This window comes from Actinobacillus genomosp. 1 (assembly GCF_029774175.1).
In the GTDB taxonomy this organism is placed as follows: Bacteria; Pseudomonadota; Gammaproteobacteria; order Enterobacterales; family Pasteurellaceae; genus Actinobacillus.
In genome coordinates this window covers 1466900-1483240 of record NZ_CP103834.1, presented here as the reverse complement: position 1 = coordinate 1483240, position 16341 = coordinate 1466900, and the positions used below count along the sequence as shown (strand labels likewise).

The following is a 16341-nucleotide window of genomic DNA, read 5'->3' as shown; positions in this document are numbered from 1 at the left end:
ATAGAAATTCAAGTAGAATAATAACCACTTTTCATAAGAGAAATGAGGAATAAAAATGTCCCAACAATTTGTTTATACAATGCATCGTGTCGGCAAAGTCGTACCGCCGAAGCGTCATATTCTTAAAGATATTTCTTTAAGCTTTTTCCCGGGTGCAAAAATTGGTGTGCTTGGTTTAAACGGTGCGGGTAAATCAACGCTATTACGTATTATGGCGGGCGTGGATAAAGAGTTTGAAGGTGAAGCTCGTCCACAACCGGGTATTAAAATCGGTTATTTACCGCAAGAGCCAAAATTAGATCCGCAACAAACTGTGCGTGAAGCAATTGAAGAAGCGGTTTCGGAAGTAAAAAATGCGTTAACGCGTTTAGATGAAGTTTATGCGTTATATGCCGATCCAGATGCGGATTTCGATAAGTTAGCCGCAGAGCAAGCGAATTTAGAAGCGATTATTCAAGCGCATGACGGTCACAATCTTGATAACCAATTAGAACGTGCAGCGGATGCGTTACGTTTACCGGAATGGGATGCGAAAATCGAACATTTATCGGGTGGTGAACGCCGTCGTGTGGCGCTTTGCCGTTTATTACTCGAAAAACCGGATATGTTATTGTTAGACGAACCGACCAACCACTTGGATGCGGAATCGGTAGCGTGGTTAGAACGCTTCTTACATGACTATGAAGGTACAGTCGTTGCAATTACCCACGACCGTTACTTCTTAGATAACGTAGCCGGCTGGATCTTAGAGCTTGACCGTGGTGAAGGTATTCCTTGGGAAGGTAACTATTCTTCTTGGTTAGAGCAAAAAGAAAAACGTTTAGAACAAGAAGCGGCAGCGGAATCTGCACGCCAAAAATCGATTGCAAAAGAGTTGGAATGGGTACGTCAAAACCCGAAAGGTCGCCAAGCGAAAAGTAAAGCGCGTATGGCTCGTTTTGATGAGCTCAATTCGGGTGAATATCAAAAACGTAACGAAACCAACGAACTCTTTATTCCGCCTGGTCCACGTTTAGGTAATAAAGTTATTGAAGTAAGTAACTTAAGCAAATCTTACGGTGACCGTACTTTAATTGATAATTTATCCTTCTCGATTCCAAAAGGGGCAATTGTTGGGATTATCGGTGCCAACGGTGCAGGTAAATCGACTTTATTCCGTATGCTTTCTGGCCAAGAACAACCGGATTCAGGTTCAATCGTAATGGGTGAAACCGTTGTGCTTGCTTCTGTAGATCAGTTCCGTGACTCGATGGACGATAAGAAAACCGTATGGGAAGAAGTCTCAAACGGTCAAGATATTTTGAATATCGGTAACTTTGAAATTCCAAGCCGCGCTTACGTCGGTCGTTTTAACTTTAAAGGTGTGGATCAGCAAAAACGCGTGGGTGAGTTATCCGGTGGTGAACGCGGTCGTTTACACTTAGCGAAACTTCTGCAACGTGGCGGTAACGTATTGTTATTAGACGAACCGACCAATGACTTGGACGTTGAAACCTTACGTGCGTTAGAAAATGCGATTTTAGAATTCCCGGGCTGTGCAATGGTTATTTCGCACGACCGTTGGTTCTTAGACCGTATCGCAACTCACATCTTAGACTACGGCGATGAAGGTAAAGTGACCTTCTACGAAGGTAACTTCTCTGATTACGAAGAGTGGAAGAAGAAAACTTTAGGTGATGCGGCAACGCAACCTCACCGTATCAAATATAAACGTATTGCGAAGTAATACTTGAATAAGCGGTCGGGTTTTGGTGAAATTTTGCAAATTTTCCTTGAAATTCGACCGCTTGCATCTTTTGATTAGGCAATAAAATGAGTGAACAACCGATAGTAAGACAGGTGGTGCTGGATACCGAAACAACCGGTATGAGTTTTAGCGGACCACCACAAATTGGACATAATATTATTGAAATCGGTGCGGTCGAAGTAATTAATCGTCGCTTAACCGGGCGTACTTTTCACGTCTATATCAAACCGCCGCGAGAAGTGGAAGAAGAGGCGATTAAAGTTCACGGCATTACCAATGAGTTTTTGCAAGATAAGCCTGTGTTTGCCGAAGTTGCGGACGAATTTATTGAATTTATTAAAGGTGCGGAACTCATCATTCATAATGCGCCCTTCGACGTGGCGTTTATGGATCAAGAGTTTTCTTATTTGGAAAACCCTCCGCCGAAGACGGCTGAAATGTGTGGTGTAACCGATAGTCTTGCGGTCGCTCGAAAAATGTATCCGGGTAAACGCAATAACTTGGATGCATTATGTGATCGTTTAGGTATTGATAATAGTAAACGTGTGCTTCACGGGGCGTTACTGGATGCGGAGATTCTGGCTGACGTATTCTTGATGATGACCGGTGGGCAGCTAGCATTATTAGGCGAAGAAGATGCAGCCGTTAATCACGAAAGTATTGCGGATCTTGGTTTAGGCACAATAACGAAATTTGAAACAAGCGGTTTAATTGTGTTGCAATTAAGTGAAGAAGAACAGGTGGCGCACGAAGAATATCTCAAACTGATTGATAAAAAATCCAAGGGGAATTGTATTTGGATGCGATCGAATGAAACGGAATCGGAGCAAATTCACTAATTGCTTGATTTATTTGATTTTAAAATAAGCAAATAAATTCGTTTCGTGAAAAATTGTTTGACGGTTGCGGTATAAATCCGTATGATTCAGATTACCAGTTGCGGAGTGGTAGTTCAGCTGGTTAGAATACCTGCCTGTCACGCAGGGGGTCGCGGGTTCGAGTCCCGTCCATTCCGCCAATTAATTTTTAATTATTGAATTTAATTCGATAATACCGTGTGGAGCGGTAGTTCAGCTGGTTAGAATACCTGCCTGTCACGCAGGGGGTCGCGGGTTCGAGTCCCGTCCGTTCCGCCACTTTTCAAGAAAAAGCCTCTGAGAAATCAGAGGCTTTTTTCATTTTATAGAATCAATAATTTATTCGCTTTGACATAAACGTGAAATAACCGCTTGAATTTGTTGCAAGCCGTTAAGACGAGTACTAGTCAGATTTTGGGAAATTTTTAATGTTTCAAAAAGTTTCGGAATTGAGAATGTTTGTAATTCGCTGATGGATTTTTCCGACAACGCAATAGTGACAATAAATAAAATCCCTTGCATCAAACGGGCATCGCTATAGGCACGAACTTTACGTGGTGTCGCTTGAAATTCAAACCATAAACGACTTTCGCAGCCGTGAATTTCAGGCAATTGCGCTAACTCTTCTTCAGTCGGTTTAGCTAACTGACGGCTTAATTGAATCAGCAAGCGGTATCTTTCTTCCCAAGATTTGCAAAGTTCGAATTTTTGATAAATGTCAGTTAAAGTCATATTTTTATTGATTACCTCTAAATTTTGCAAAAGATTTTAACAATCTGACCGCTTGTTGTTAATGATTTTCTTAAAGTTTGATAGAATTACTCGTTTTTTGATTTTATATAGGAATACAAAAATGGCATTAGTACCGATAGTGGTTGAGCAAACCTCCAAAGGCGAAAGATCGTATGATATTTATTCGCGCTTGTTGAAAGAACGTATTATTTTTTTAACAGGGCAAGTGGAAGATCATATGGCGAATTTAATCGTCGCTCAAATGCTTTTCTTAGAAGCGGAAGATCCGGAAAAAGATATTTATTTATATATTAACTCACCGGGCGGCGTAGTTACCGCCGGCTTGGCGATTTACGACACCATGAACTTTATTAAACCGGATGTGGCGACACTTTGTACCGGACAAGCTTGCTCAATGGGGGCGTTCTTGTTATCCGGCGGCGCAAAGGGTAAGCGTTTCGCTTTACCAAATGCTCGTGTGATGATCCACCAACCTCTAGGCGGTGCGAGAGGGCAAGCGACCGATATTCAAATTCAGGCGCAAGAAATTTTAAAATTAAAAGAAATGCTGACTCGAAAAATGGCGGAGCATAGCGGACAGCCGTTTGAAAAAGTGGCGGCGGATACCGAGCGAGATAATTTTATGTCGGCGGTTGAAGCGATGGAATACGGTCTAATTGATAAAGTTTTAACGCACAGAGATATGAAATAATGGCAAATTTCGAGAAAGAACCGCATTGTAGTTTTTGTGGTAAAAGACGTACCGAAGTTGATCAACTGGTAGAAGGTACGGAAGGTTATATCTGTAATCACTGTATTGAAGAGTCTTACGCATTGTTAAACGGCGAAGAAGAACCGTTAATCGATGAAAAACAAGATGAAGAAAAGTTTTTTGAAAATGTGCCGACGCCACACGAGATTCATGCGCATTTAGATGAGTATGTTATCGGTCAAGAACATGCTAAAAAAGTGTTGTCCGTAGCGGTTTATAACCACTATAAACGTTTACGTAATGCGCTTTCAGGTCATAAAGAAACCAACGGTGTAGAGTTAGGCAAAAGTAATATTTTATTAATCGGCCCGACCGGTAGCGGTAAAACTTTATTGGCGGAAACGTTAGCGCGCCGCCTAAACGTACCGTTTGCGGTAGCGGATGCAACCACGCTTACGCAAGCTGGTTATGTCGGTGAGGATGTGGAAAACGTAATTCAAAAATTACTGATGAAATGTGATTTTGATGCGGAACAAGCGGAACGCGGTATTGTATTTATTGATGAGATTGACAAAATTACTCGTAAGTCGGAAAGTCCGTCGATTACCCGTGACGTATCTGGCGAAGGCGTGCAACAGGCGTTATTAAAATTAATCGAAGGCACGGTGGCGAATATTAATCCGCAAGGTAGCCGTAAGCACCCGAAAGGCGAAACGATTCCGGTTGATACCTCTAAAATCCTCTTTATTTGTGGCGGTGCGTTTGCCGGTTTAGATAAGATCGTAGAAGCTCGCAGTAATAAACAAGGCGGAATCGGCTTTGGCGCAGAACTGAAAAAAGATAAAGAACGTGAAGATCTCACCGAGTTATTCAAACAAGTTGAACCGGAAGATTTAGTTAAATTCGGCTTAATTCCGGAGCTTATTGGTCGATTACCGGTTGTGACTCCGCTACAAGAACTTGATGAAGAAGCGTTAATTCAAATTTTAACCGAGCCGAAAAATGCGATTATCAAGCAATATCAAGCATTATTCCAAATGGAAGGTGTTGAGCTGAAATTTACCAAAGATGCGTTAATTGCGATTGCGCAGAAATCCATTTCACGCAAAACCGGTGCGCGTGGTTTACGTTCGATTGTTGAAAATCTCCTATTGGATACGATGTATAACCTACCGACACTAAAAGCAGAGAAAAATGTGCAGAAAGTGACGATTGGTAAAGGTTGTGTTGAAAACGGCGATAAGCCGAAAGTAGAATAGGCATAGTTAAAATGGACAATGTTTTTCATTGTCCATTTGTTTTATGGGTATGAATATATCATGATACAGGCAATGTATCGTTAAAGAAATAATATGAATATTTGGCAATCTACATCACTTATCACGTGGCTGCTTGCGCCGTTTTCATTGCTGTTTTGGCTGATTAGCCAAGTCCGCTTGTTTTTGTTTCGCAAAAAAATCTTAAAATCTTACCGCTCTCCGGTGCCGGTGTTAGTGGTCGGCAATATTTCGGTGGGGGGGAACGGAAAAACGCCTGTGGTTGTTTGGTTAGTAGAACAGCTACAACAACGTGGTATTAAAGTCGGCGTGATTTCGCGTGGCTATGGCGGCAAAAGCAAAGACTTTCCTCAATTAGTTACCAAACAAAGTTCAGCGGAAATGGTCGGTGATGAACCCGTTTTGATTGTACAACGAACCGGTGTGCCGCTAGCAATTTCGCCGAATCGTCAGCAAAGTATCGAATTATTATTGAGTCGATTTGAGCTGGATTTAATTGTCACTGATGACGGCTTGCAACATTACGCCTTACAGCGAGATATCGAATGGGTTGTGGTTGATGGCGTGCGCCGTTTTGGTAACGGTTTTGTTCTGCCCGCCGGCGGCTTGCGTGAGTTACCAAGCCGTTTGCAATCGGTACAAGCGATTATCTGTAACGGTGGTATTGCTCAGCAGAATGAACATTTAATGACGCTCGAACCTGAATTTGCCGTTAATCTGAAAACGGGCGAGCAAAAGCCGATAACTGATTTTATCGGGCAAGAATGTGTGGCGATTGCCGGAATCGGGCATCCTCCCCGATTTTTTAATATGCTTGAAAATTTAGGCGTTAAATTACTTAAAACACAAGGCTTTGCCGATCACCAAGCATTTGAACCAGCTCAACTTAAAGCACTTGCAGCCGAACAAATTCCATTACTGATGACGGAAAAAGATGCGGTAAAATGCCGAACTTTTGCTCAGCAAAATTGGTGGTATGCACCGGTTTCTGCAAAATTTTCACCGGAATCGACCGCTTGTTTACTCGAACCGATTTTAAAACGATTAGGAAAATAATATGAACGAAAAACTGATTAATCATCTTGCTTGTCCGGTAACCAATACCGGACTGGAATGGGATAAAGCCAATAATCGCTTGATTAGCCGTGAGGCAAAATTAGTTTATCCGATCCAAAACGGCATACCGGTGTTATTACCGGAAGCGGGCGAGAAGTTAGAAGACTAAATGTCTTGAAAATTTAAAGCACAAGCGGTCAATTTTTACGGACTTTTTGCAAAAAATCGTTGAAATTTAACCGCTTGCGATTGCGAACTATGGCCATCATAGTCATAGTTTATTGGTAATAAAAAGCCCTATCCATTTCTGAATAAGGCGGTTTAAATTACTGATCATAATGGTATCTACATGCTACTATTAAAATTGCTTCATCTTCCACGCTGTAAATTAAGCGGTGTTCTTCATTGATTCGCCTTGACCAAAAGCCCGAAAGATTGAATTTTAACGGCTCCGGTTTTCCTATGCCTTCGAATGGTTGGCGTTGAATATCTTTGATCAGGCTGTTTATACGTTTCAAAATTATTGAATCGGTTTTTTGCCAGTATAAATAATCTTCCCACGCATTAGACGAGAAAGTTAGTTTCATTCGATTAAATCTCTTTCAATGCCTTGTCCCTGTCTTAATTCCGCCACACTATCCAATAGCCGTTTTGCATTGGTAGGTGAACGCATTAAATAGGCGGTTTCTTCAAGTGAACAATACTGCTCATATGACATAAGTACGCAATTTCCGCCCTTGCTTCTCGTAATTAAAATAGGCTCAAAATCTTCTGCTACTTTTGACATTGTACCGGCTAGATTTTGGCGTGCTTCTGTGTAGGTTATTGCTTGCATTTATTACTCCTTTTGATTTACATGTACAATATATTGTACATGTAGAAACAATAAAAGACAACGGTAAACGACAAAATAGAGCCGGTTAGTTATGCTCCTATCATTAAATAGTCGCTACCGTCGAGGTTGTACTCTTTAGCTTGCGGTTTAGCTTTATCTACTTCGGTATTAGTAAGGGGCTTCGTAATTCTTGCAAATATGTAACACTCATTTTAGTAACACTGATTTTTGCTATTTTTGCCGATGTTGCTTACAGTGTTACTAAAGATCAATGATTTCAGAAGACGTGAATTGACAATAAAAGACAATAAAAAAGCCTTAAAGCGTTGTGCTATAAGGCTTGTGTAGACGTTTATTTACATCAGTTTATTTTGAATTGGTGGAGATAATCGGGATCGAACCGACGACCTCTTGAATGCCATTCAAGCGCTCTCCCAACTGAGCTATATCCCCGAAAGTGGCAACATAATAAATGCCGCCACGTTAGCTGTCAATAGGAAATTATGCTTGCGCTTGAATAAACTCAATCGCTTTTTGGATACGAGCTAAAGTACGTTCACGTCCGACTAATTTGGCAGTGATATCCATTGACGGCGATTGACCGGAACCGGTTACCGCTAAACGGAACGGCATCCCTACTTTACCCATACCGATTTCTAAATCAGCTGCAGTCGCATTCATCGCATCGTGAATCGCTTCTACACTCCAATCGGTTAAAGCGGTTAATTTTTCCAATAATTTTGCAAGTGGTGCAACTGCTTCCGCTTTGAAGTTTTTCGCCGCAGCTTTTTCATCATAACCGTCAAATTCTTGATAGAAATAACGGCTTGCAGCAGCTAACTCTTTTAAGGTTTTCGCACGTTCGCTTAATACCGGAATAATTTCTTCTAACGCAGGACCGTTTGAGGTATCAATTGCTTGATCATTCATATGCCACGTTAAATATTTCGCCACGTGTTCAGCCGGTAGGCTACGCATATAGTGTTGGTTTAACCATTGTAATTTATCGGTATTGAAAGCACTTGCCGATTTACTTACCGAGTGAATGTCGAATAATTCGATCATTTCTTCACGACTGAAAATTTCTTGGTCGCCGTGTCCCCAGCCTAAACGTACTAAATAGTTAATTAATGCTTCCGGCAAATAACCGTCGTCACGATATTGCATAACACTTACCGCACCGTGGCGTTTCGATAATTTTTGACCGTCATCACCGTTAATCATGGAAACGTGTGCATAAGTCGGAATCGGTGCGCCCAATGCTTTTAAAATATTGATTTGACGAGGTGTGTTGTTGATATGGTCTTCGCCACGAACAACGTGCGTAATACCCATATCCCAGTCATCTACCACCACGCAGAAGTTATAAGTCGGCGAACCGTCTGTACGGCGAATAATTAAGTCATCTAATTCGCTATTGCTGATTTCGATGCGTCCACGTACCGCATCGTCAAACACTACCGAACCTTCTTGCGGGTTTTTAAAACGCACAACGTGCGGTTCATCCGCCGAATGTTCGTGATCACCTAAACAATGACGGTCATAACGAGGTTTTTCTTTATTTGCTTCTTGTTCGTGACGTAAGTTTTCTAAACGTTCTTTTGAGCAGTAGCAACGGTAAGCTAAGCCTTGCTCGATCATTTGATCGATAACTTGGTTATAACGATCAAAACGTTTGGTTTGATAGTACGGGCCGTGTTCCCAACCAAGATTTAACCATTCCATACCTTCAAGAATGGCTGCGGTTGCTTCCGGTGTTGAGCGTTCTAAGTCGGTATCTTCGATACGTAGTACAAATTCACCGTTAAAATGTTTTGCATATAACCAAGAATATAAAGCGGTACGCGCACCACCCACGTGTAAGTAACCGGTAGGGCTAGGCGCAAAACGGGTACGCACTTTTACATTCGGATCTAAAGGGAAAAGAGTTTCGATATTCATTATTATCAGCCTATTAAATGATTTGCCGTGATTGGCTTTTTTAAACAAAAGATTTTTCTATTCTACTACGGTTAATCCGGTGGTTGAAGGTTAAAAAACGTAAAAAATGGAGGTTTTGGACGAAAAATTCAACAAACACGCCGAAATGTTAAAAAAGCGTTTGACGATAAATGAAAAATCTCTATAATGCCACTCCACAACACGGGCGATTAGCTCAGTTGGGAGAGCACCTCCCTTACAAGGAGGGGGTCACTGGTTCGAGACCGGTATCGCCCACCACTTTCCAATAAGTGTTTCGTGTTGATTACAATCTAATAATTGAAAACGGGCGATTAGCTCAGTTGGGAGAGCACCTCCCTTACAAGGAGGGGGTCACTGGTTCGAGACCGGTATCGCCCACCACTTTTCAACAAGTGTTCCGCTTTTCAATTCCCTTTGATGAAATCTCAAGTGGGCGATTAGCTCAGTTGGGAGAGCACCTCCCTTACAAGGAGGGGGTCACTGGTTCGAGACCGGTATCGCCCACCACTTTAGATTTTCATCATAAACTTCAAGCTATAGTAAATGCTATATCATGAGGGCGATTAGCTCAGTTGGGAGAGCACCTCCCTTACAAGGAGGGGGTCACTGGTTCGAGACCGGTATCGCCCACCACTACTTCTTATCTTATTACTTAGTTCCATTATCCAATAACACTTAAAATTTGCTATTTTACCTTCTATCTTTGCATTTCATCACTTTTTTGCGATCTTGATCGGAAATTTCAGATTAAAAACTTCCCATTTCGTTTAAAAATCACTAGCCTTAATATTGATTGACGAGTAAAATTTGCGGTCTTTTTTATTTTATCAACCTGCAAAACTAATCCTTTTGCCGTAAAGCGTGTAACAACGAGGCTTTTACTCTTATGTCAGAACAAATCCAAACTTGTGCAAGCGAAATTCAAGTAACGAATGTCGCGGTACAGCACCCTAAATCAGAAAAAATTAACTTAATGAATTTAACTCGCAAGGAAATGCGTGAGTTATTTGCTGAAATGGGGGAAAAACCGTTTCGTGCCGACCAATTAATGAAATGGATTTACCATTTCGGTGAAGATAATTTCGATAATATGAGCAATATCAATAAAGTATTGCGTGAAAAATTAAAACAAATTGCAGAAATCAAAGCACCGGAAGTATCTGTTGAACAACGTTCAAGTGACGGTACAATCAAATGGGCAATGCAGGTAGGCGATCAGCAAATTGAAACGGTATATATTCCGGAAGATGATCGTGCAACGTTATGTGTTTCTTCACAAGTAGGCTGTGCGTTAGCTTGTAAATTCTGTTCAACTGCTCAACAAGGTTTTAACCGTAACTTAACCGTTTCGGAAATTATCGGTCAGGTATGGCGAGCTTCGAAAATCATTGGTAATTTCGGTGTAACCGGTGTGCGTCCGATTACCAACGTGGTAATGATGGGAATGGGAGAACCGTTACTTAACTTAAATAACGTGATTCCGGCAATGGAAATTATGTTAGATGATTTCGCTTACGGTTTATCAAAACGCCGTGTCACGCTTTCAACGGCAGGTGTTGTGCCGGCGCTTGATATTATGCGTGAAAAAATTGACGTGGCATTAGCGATTTCATTGCATGCGCCGAACGATGAATTGCGTGATGAAATTATGCCGATTAATAAAAAGTATAATATTAAAATGTTAATGGATTCAGTGCATAAATACCTTGAAGTATCGAATGCGAACCACGGTAAAGTGACGATTGAATATGTGTTATTAGATCACGTTAATGACGGCACGGAACACGCACATCAGTTAGCTGAAGTACTAAAAAATACGCCGTGTAAGATCAACCTCATTCCATGGAACCCGTTCCCGGAAGCACCTTACGGTAAGAGTTCAAATAGCCGTGTGGATCGTTTCCAAAAAACGTTAATGGAATACGGTTTTACGGTAATTGTACGTAAAACTCGTGGTGACGATATTGATGCCGCTTGCGGTCAGCTCGCCGGTGATGTAATCGACCGAACTAAACGTACTATGGAAAAACGTAAGTTTGGCAAAGGTATTGCGGTACAAAACCATTAATCAATTTCTCCCTAAGAAACTAAGCGAGGGGAGTATATCTCGAGGAGAACAATATGAACCTTGCAAAATTTTTGCGAAATTTGACCGCTTGTATGCTGTTATCTGTGCTGTTCGGTTGTTCTTCTCAGCTTCCAACCTCCCAAACTACCTTTAATCGTTCGGAAGCGGTTAAAGCGCGTATCAATTTAGCCTTAGCGTATCTCGATCAACATGATTTACCCAAAGCGAAAGAGAATATTGATAAAGCGTTAAGCCACGATCAAAACGATTACTTACCTCATTCTGTTTTAGCTTATTACTATCAGCAAATCGGTGATCAAGCTCATGCGGAACAGGCTTATCATAAAGCATTGAAATTAAGTGATAATCGTCCGGACGTATTAAATAATTACGGTACTTTTCTGTGTAAACAAGCCAAATTTGATCAGGCATATCAGCAGTTTGAGCAAGCGGTGAAAAGTGAGCAGCCTTACTATCATCAAGCCGATAGCCTAGAAAATATTGTGTTATGTGCTAAGCAAGAGCCAAACTTAGCTAAAGCAAATGAAGCGTTAAACCAATTAGAAAAGCTGGATAAAGCAAGAGCGGCGGCACTGCGCTAGCTCGAACTTTTATTTTTGGGCATTGTCTTTTTTACTGCTAAAATAAAGCGAATTTTATTTGTTAGGAAAACGCAATGTCAGAGCTCAATACACAAATTAGCCAGATTATTGCCACAGAACTTTCTGTTGGCTCACATCAAATTCTTGCTGCAATCAAATTACTCGATGAGGGTAATACCATTCCATTTATCGCACGTTATCGTAAAGAAGTCACCGGCGGTTTAGACGACACTCAATTACGTCATTTTGAAACACGTTTAATCTATTTACGTGAGTTGGACGATCGCCGTCAAACGATCCTTAAATCGATTGAAGATCAAGGTAAATTGACGAATGAATTACGTGCCAAAATTGAAACGACCGAAAGTAAAACTGAATTAGAAGATCTTTATTTACCTTATAAACCTAAACGCCGTACTCGTGGGCAAATTGCGATTGAAGCAGGGCTTGAGCCGTTGGCAGATAGCTTATGGAATGATCCGAGCCAATCCCCGGAAGTATTAGCTGAATCTTTTGTGGATGCGGAAAAAGGTGTAGCGGATGTTAAATCTGCGTTAGACGGTGCGCGTTATATTCTGATGGAGCGTTTTTCAGAAGATGCTGAATTACTTGCAAAATTACGCCAATATTTAACCGCTTACGCAACGTTGGAATCAAAAGTGATTGAAGGCAAGGAAGAAGAGGGCGAAAAATTCCGAGATTATTTTGCGCATAGCGAACCGTTTAAAACCATACCTTCACACCGTGCGTTAGCGATGTTCCGAGGCAGAAACGAAGGCGTATTATCGCTTTCGTTAAATGCGGATCCTGAAGCGGAAGAAGGTGCTCGAACAAGCCATTGCGAAGAAATTATTCGCCAGCATTTAGGTGTGATATTCAATCAACAACCGGCAGACAAATGGCGTGAGCAAGTGATTGCTTGGACGTGGAAAATTAAAGCTGCACTTCATTTGGAAACCGAATTAATGGGCGCATTGCGCGAGAAAGCGGAAGAAGAAGCGATTGACGTATTTGCTCGCAATCTGTCTGCGTTATTAATGGCGGCACCGGCAGGCGAAAAAAATACCATGGGCTTAGACCCGGGCTTACGAACCGGTGTGAAAGTGGCTGTGGTGGATAATACCGGTAAATTATTGGCGACCGACACCATTTATCCGCACACAACAGGCAAAGCAGCGGCGGAAGTTTCGCTGTATAAATTAATTAAGCAGCATAATGTTGAGCTGATTGCGATCGGTAACGGCACGGCTTCTCGTGAAACGGAACGTTTTGCCAAGGACGTTTTAAAGCAGATCAAAGAAAGCAAACCGGAGATGTTGATTCCGCAAACCGTGGTGGTCAGTGAGGCGGGGGCTTCGGTTTATTCGGCTTCCGAATTAGCGGCAAATGAATTCCCAGAACTTGATGTTTCATTGCGTGGGGCGGTATCGATTGCTCGCCGTTTACAAGATCCGCTCGCGGAATTAGTGAAAATCGAACCGAAAGCGATTGGTGTTGGTCAGTATCAGCACGATGTAAACCAGTCGCAACTGGCTCGCAAACTGGATGCGGTGGTTGAAGACTGTGTAAATGCGGTTGGGGTGGATCTGAATACCGCTTCCGCACCGTTATTGGCTCGTGTTGCCGGTATGAGCAAAACACTAGCGCAAAGTATCGTAGCGTTTCGTGATGAAAACGGACGTTTTAATGCCCGCTCCGACCTGAAAAAAGTGCCTCGTTTAGGGCCGAAAGCCTTTGAACAGTGTGCCGGTTTTATGCGAATTGTCGGCGGTAAAAATGCGTTAGACGCTTCGAGCGTGCATCCGGAGGCTTATCCGGTGGTGGAAAAAATTCTCCAAGCAACCGATTCGACTCTTGCTGAATTAATGGGCAATGCAACTCGTATTCACCAACTGAATGCAAAAGACTTTGTGGACGAACAATTCGGTTTACCGACTGTAAACGATATTTTCAAAGAGCTGGAAAAACCTGGGCGCGATCCTCGTGGTGAATTTAAAACGGCAACCTTTATGGACGGCGTAGAAGATATTAAGGATCTGAAAGTCGGAATGATCTTAGAGGGGACGGTAACTAATGTGGCGAATTTCGGTGCTTTTGTGGATATTGGCGTACACCAAGACGGTTTGGTACATATTTCAATGTTATCGAACAGCTTTGTGGAAGATCCGCATAAAGTGGTGAAAGTCGGTGATTTGGTGAAAGTGAAGGTCTTAGAAGTGGACGTACAGCGTAAACGTATTGCGCTTACTATGCGTTTAGAAGACAAGCCGACCGACAAACCGACAAGCGGCCGAAATCCGCAAGAAAATCGCAAAAATAGCGAAAAATCCGACCGCTTCTCTGGCAATAAATCGCAACGTAATCAGTTCGCCAACAATGCCTTTGCCGATGCGTTGAAAGGTTGGAAGAAGTAATTCCCTCTCTCTGCTTGTTTTCACTAAACGCTTCAACAAGCTGTCTCTCTCCCACAAGGGGAGAGAGTGAAATATAGCTTAAATAAAACCACGGAACACATTGATTACACTGAATAAAATTTCCGAGTAATCTGTGTATTCCGTGGTTAATTTTTTGCAAAATCTTGCGGAAATATGACCGCTTATTTTGCTTAGTGTAATTTCATTGACGGTCTGAGGAAGCGATTAATTTGACCGACGAATAAAATCAGAGCGGTTTTTACCCAGCCGTGTAAAGCGACTTGGTGCATACGATATAGAGAGAGGTATGCAAGGCGTGCGATTTTACCTTCGATAAACATATCGCCGCTCATTAAGTTACCCATCAAGTTACCGACCGTGCCGAAATGAGAGAACGAAAGCAGAGAGCCTTTATCATTGAATTTAAACGGTTTTTGCTCTTTACCTTCAAGTAAGGCAACAATGTTTTTACCGCATTGGGTCGCCATTTGGTGTGCGGCTTGCGCACGCGGCGGAATCGCTTTGCCGTCTTGGATTAATGAGGCGCAGTCGCCGATAACATATACCGAATCATCTACCGTGGTTTGTAAGGTCTCTTTGATTTCAATTTGGTTGAGACGATTAGTTTCAAAACCGAATTCCTTGACAAACTCGGGCGCTTTAATTCCTGCCGCCCAAACCATCAGATTGGCTTCAATTTTTTCGCCGTCTTTGGTGATTAAGCCGTCTTCCACCGCTTCGGTAATCATCGTATTTAAACGAACGTCCACGCCGGCTTTGCGCAATTCCGCTAAAGCCGAAGCGGATACTTTTTCGGTTAATGCCGGAATTAAACGAGGACCCGCTTCGATTAACGTCACTTTCAAACTGGCTCGGTGTAATTTACCGAAGCCGTATTCGTTTAAATGTTTAACCGTATTATAAAGCTCGGCGGAAAGTTCGATACCGGTTGCACCACCGCCGACGATCGCAATTTTTACATCTTGATCTTCGCTGTGCGAGAAATGTAAGAATAATTCCATCATACGTTTTTGGAATTGTTTCGCTTGTTCCGAGCCGTCTAAGAAAATGCAGTGTTCCGCTACGCCTTTGGTATTGAAATCGTTCGATTTACTGCCGATCGCAATCACTAATTTATCGTAAGCGATATGACGTTCTTTAACCAATAACTGATTCTGTTCGTTATAAATCGGCGCAAGCGTGATTTCTTTTTTATCACGATTAACCGACGTTAAAGTCCCTTGTTGAAACTCGAAAGCATGATTTTTGGCATGTGCACGATAGCTAAGCGCATCGATGCCTTCATCTAAAGAACCGGTTGCCACTTCGTGTAACAAAGGTTTCCAAAGGTGGGTCGTATTACGGTCGATAAGAATCACTTTCGCTTTTTTCTTACGGCCTAATTTGTCGCCGAGGTAAGTCGCAAGCTCTAAACCGCCTGCACCGCCGCCGACTACAACGATTGTTTCGATTGTCATTGAAATACTCCAAAAGATAATAAATTGATAAAAGTCAAAAAAATTGGGTTAATTTTAGGCACTTGTACAATAAAGTCCAGTATCTTTTAAGGTTATTTTGGCTCTTATGCTAAATTGTCTTTGGAAGTGAGAATTTGTTTACAGCGTTTACAGAGATAACGGCGACCGTCTCGCACGATAGCGTTATGGCGGCGTACGGAAAGTAGATGCGTTTGGCAGCCGCATTGATAGGCGAATTGTTTACCGACCACATTTTGCGTATCGAAACAATGATAGGTTTCCGCCGGTACGCCGAAAACTTGCTCCATCATCATTTTCCATTCTTTGCCGTGCGGTTGAACTCGCCCGAACTGTTGATAAACCAAAGCGTGAGCAAGTTCGTGCGGTACCACTTGCTGAATAAAGGATTGCCCGTTTTCCGCCAATAAAACGGGATTAAAGCGAATTTCATTACGTTGCAGGTAAGCGACACCGGCTTTTACACCGCGCACGGCATAGCTGACCGTAGGCGGTGTAAAAGTTTTATTGAAGTGAGTATTGGCTTGCTCCAAATTGCGTTTTAGCTGACGCTGAACCTGCATTTTTAGCTGACGCATAAGAG

General features: G+C 42.2%; 15 protein-coding genes and 7 tRNA genes. 15 read left to right on the top strand and 7 right to left on the bottom strand.

Going from position 1 to position 16341, the window contains the following annotated elements; all coding sequences use genetic code 11:
* Positions 1-55: 55 nt before the first annotated feature.
* The 4 genes from ettA (at position 56) to NYR63_RS06775 (ending at position 2883) form a co-directional block, all read left to right on the top strand.
* Positions 56-1726, top strand: coding sequence for an energy-dependent translational throttle protein EttA (gene ettA / locus NYR63_RS06790; protein WP_279456850.1), 1671 nt, complete (start codon positions 56-58; stop codon positions 1724-1726).
* 86 nt (positions 1727-1812) lie between these two features.
* A complete protein-coding gene (gene dnaQ / locus NYR63_RS06785) occupies positions 1813-2586 on the top strand; it encodes a DNA polymerase III subunit epsilon (RefSeq protein WP_279456849.1) in 774 nt (257 codons plus the stop codon).
* A 102-nt stretch (positions 2587-2688) separates the two neighbouring features.
* Positions 2689-2765 (top strand) — tRNA-Asp (locus tag NYR63_RS06780).
* 41 nt (positions 2766-2806) lie between these two features.
* Positions 2807-2883: transfer RNA gene (locus NYR63_RS06775), tRNA-Asp, on the top strand.
* A 60-nt stretch (positions 2884-2943) separates the two neighbouring features.
* Here the strand turns inward: NYR63_RS06775 and NYR63_RS06770 are convergent.
* Positions 2944-3336: a SufE family protein gene (locus tag NYR63_RS06770; RefSeq protein WP_279456848.1), complete on the bottom strand. Its 393-nt coding sequence runs from the start codon at positions 3334-3336 to the stop codon at positions 2944-2946.
* A gap of 121 nt (positions 3337-3457) precedes the next feature.
* Here NYR63_RS06770 and clpP point away from each other — a divergent pair, with 121 nt between their 5' ends.
* The 4 genes from clpP to NYR63_RS06750 all read left to right on the top strand — a co-directional run bounded on the left by clpP (position 3458) and on the right by NYR63_RS06750 (position 6550).
* Entirely contained in the window at positions 3458-4048 is a 591-nt protein-coding gene (gene clpP, locus NYR63_RS06765) for an ATP-dependent Clp endopeptidase proteolytic subunit ClpP (RefSeq protein WP_005598326.1), read from the top strand.
* Positions 4048-5307, top strand: a complete 1260-nt coding sequence (clpX, locus tag NYR63_RS06760; protein WP_279456847.1) for an ATP-dependent protease ATP-binding subunit ClpX — start codon at positions 4048-4050, stop codon at positions 5305-5307. Before clpP ends, clpX begins: the two co-directional genes overlap by 1 nt.
* A gap of 93 nt (positions 5308-5400) precedes the next feature.
* Positions 5401-6381: a tetraacyldisaccharide 4'-kinase gene (gene lpxK, locus NYR63_RS06755; protein ID WP_279456846.1), complete on the top strand. Its 981-nt coding sequence runs from the start codon at positions 5401-5403 to the stop codon at positions 6379-6381.
* A gap of 1 nt (position 6382) precedes the next feature.
* On the top strand, positions 6383-6550 hold the full coding sequence (locus NYR63_RS06750; protein WP_279456845.1) for a Trm112 family protein: 168 nt from the start codon (positions 6383-6385) through the stop codon (positions 6548-6550).
* 157 nt (positions 6551-6707) lie between these two features.
* Here the strand turns inward: NYR63_RS06750 and NYR63_RS06745 are convergent, their stop codons facing one another.
* From NYR63_RS06745 to gltX, 4 genes are all read right to left on the bottom strand, one after another.
* Positions 6708-6968, bottom strand: coding sequence for a Txe/YoeB family addiction module toxin (locus NYR63_RS06745; protein ID WP_279456844.1), 261 nt, complete (start codon positions 6966-6968; stop codon positions 6708-6710).
* Positions 6965-7216: a YoeB-YefM toxin-antitoxin system antitoxin YefM gene (gene yefM / locus NYR63_RS06740; RefSeq protein WP_279456843.1), complete on the bottom strand. Its 252-nt coding sequence runs from the start codon at positions 7214-7216 to the stop codon at positions 6965-6967. The genes NYR63_RS06745 and yefM overlap by 4 nt, the downstream gene beginning before the upstream one ends.
* A 377-nt stretch (positions 7217-7593) precedes the next feature.
* A tRNA-Ala gene (locus tag NYR63_RS06735) sits at positions 7594-7669 on the bottom strand.
* A gap of 48 nt (positions 7670-7717) precedes the next feature.
* Positions 7718-9157: a glutamate--tRNA ligase gene (gltX, locus tag NYR63_RS06730; protein WP_279456842.1), complete on the bottom strand. Its 1440-nt coding sequence runs from the start codon at positions 9155-9157 to the stop codon at positions 7718-7720.
* Positions 9158-9360: 203 nt separating this feature from the next.
* Between gltX and NYR63_RS06725 the strand changes: the two genes are divergently transcribed.
* From NYR63_RS06725 to NYR63_RS06695, 7 genes are all read left to right on the top strand, one after another.
* Positions 9361-9436 (top strand) — tRNA-Val (locus NYR63_RS06725).
* Positions 9437-9483: 47 nt separating this feature from the next.
* A tRNA-Val gene (locus NYR63_RS06720) sits at positions 9484-9559 on the top strand.
* Between the two features lie 50 nt (positions 9560-9609).
* Positions 9610-9685, top strand: a tRNA-Val gene (locus tag NYR63_RS06715).
* Positions 9686-9735: 50 nt separating this feature from the next.
* Positions 9736-9811, top strand: a tRNA-Val gene (locus NYR63_RS06710).
* 253 nt (positions 9812-10064) lie between these two features.
* Positions 10065-11246, top strand: coding sequence for a bifunctional tRNA (adenosine(37)-C2)-methyltransferase TrmG/ribosomal RNA large subunit methyltransferase RlmN (locus tag NYR63_RS06705; RefSeq protein ID WP_279456841.1), 1182 nt, complete (start codon positions 10065-10067; stop codon positions 11244-11246).
* Between the two features lie 53 nt (positions 11247-11299).
* The gene (gene pilW, locus NYR63_RS06700) at positions 11300-11848 is read left to right on the top strand and encodes a type IV pilus biogenesis/stability protein PilW (RefSeq protein ID WP_279456840.1); all 549 of its coding nucleotides are present in this window, start codon (positions 11300-11302) and stop codon (positions 11846-11848) included.
* Positions 11849-11922: 74 nt separating this feature from the next.
* Positions 11923-14262: a Tex family protein gene (locus tag NYR63_RS06695; protein WP_279456839.1), complete on the top strand. Its 2340-nt coding sequence runs from the start codon at positions 11923-11925 to the stop codon at positions 14260-14262.
* Between the two features lie 191 nt (positions 14263-14453).
* Here NYR63_RS06695 and NYR63_RS06690 read toward each other — a convergent pair whose 3' ends face one another.
* Positions 14454-15740, bottom strand: coding sequence for an NAD(P)/FAD-dependent oxidoreductase (locus NYR63_RS06690; RefSeq protein ID WP_279456838.1), 1287 nt, complete (start codon positions 15738-15740; stop codon positions 14454-14456).
* Positions 15741-15844: 104 nt separating this feature from the next.
* Positions 15845-16336, bottom strand: a complete 492-nt coding sequence (locus tag NYR63_RS06685; protein ID WP_431831773.1) for a SprT family zinc-dependent metalloprotease — start codon at positions 16334-16336, stop codon at positions 15845-15847.
* Between the last annotated feature and the right edge of the window lie 5 nt (positions 16337-16341).

Coding starts and splice junctions, on each gene's coding strand:
- ettA (WP_279456850.1), top strand. CDS start 56: ATGTCCCAACAATTTGTTTATACAATGCATCGTGTCGGCAAAGTCGTA.
- dnaQ (WP_279456849.1), top strand. CDS start 1,813: ATGAGTGAACAACCGATAGTAAGACAGGTGGTGCTGGATACCGAAACA.
- NYR63_RS06770 (WP_279456848.1), bottom strand. CDS start 3,336: ATGACTTTAACTGACATTTATCAAAAATTCGAACTTTGCAAATCTTGG.
- clpP (WP_005598326.1), top strand. CDS start 3,458: ATGGCATTAGTACCGATAGTGGTTGAGCAAACCTCCAAAGGCGAAAGA.
- clpX (WP_279456847.1), top strand. CDS start 4,048: ATGGCAAATTTCGAGAAAGAACCGCATTGTAGTTTTTGTGGTAAAAGA.
- lpxK (WP_279456846.1), top strand. CDS start 5,401: ATGAATATTTGGCAATCTACATCACTTATCACGTGGCTGCTTGCGCCG.
- NYR63_RS06750 (WP_279456845.1), top strand. CDS start 6,383: ATGAACGAAAAACTGATTAATCATCTTGCTTGTCCGGTAACCAATACC.
- NYR63_RS06745 (WP_279456844.1), bottom strand. CDS start 6,968: ATGAAACTAACTTTCTCGTCTAATGCGTGGGAAGATTATTTATACTGG.
- yefM (WP_279456843.1), bottom strand. CDS start 7,216: ATGCAAGCAATAACCTACACAGAAGCACGCCAAAATCTAGCCGGTACA.
- gltX (WP_279456842.1), bottom strand. CDS start 9,157: ATGAATATCGAAACTCTTTTCCCTTTAGATCCGAATGTAAAAGTGCGT.
- NYR63_RS06705 (WP_279456841.1), top strand. CDS start 10,065: ATGTCAGAACAAATCCAAACTTGTGCAAGCGAAATTCAAGTAACGAAT.
- pilW (WP_279456840.1), top strand. CDS start 11,300: ATGAACCTTGCAAAATTTTTGCGAAATTTGACCGCTTGTATGCTGTTA.
- NYR63_RS06695 (WP_279456839.1), top strand. CDS start 11,923: ATGTCAGAGCTCAATACACAAATTAGCCAGATTATTGCCACAGAACTT.
- NYR63_RS06690 (WP_279456838.1), bottom strand. CDS start 15,740: ATGACAATCGAAACAATCGTTGTAGTCGGCGGCGGTGCAGGCGGTTTA.
- NYR63_RS06685 (WP_431831773.1), bottom strand. CDS start 16,336: ATGCGTCAGCTAAAAATGCAGGTTCAGCGTCAGCTAAAACGCAATTTG.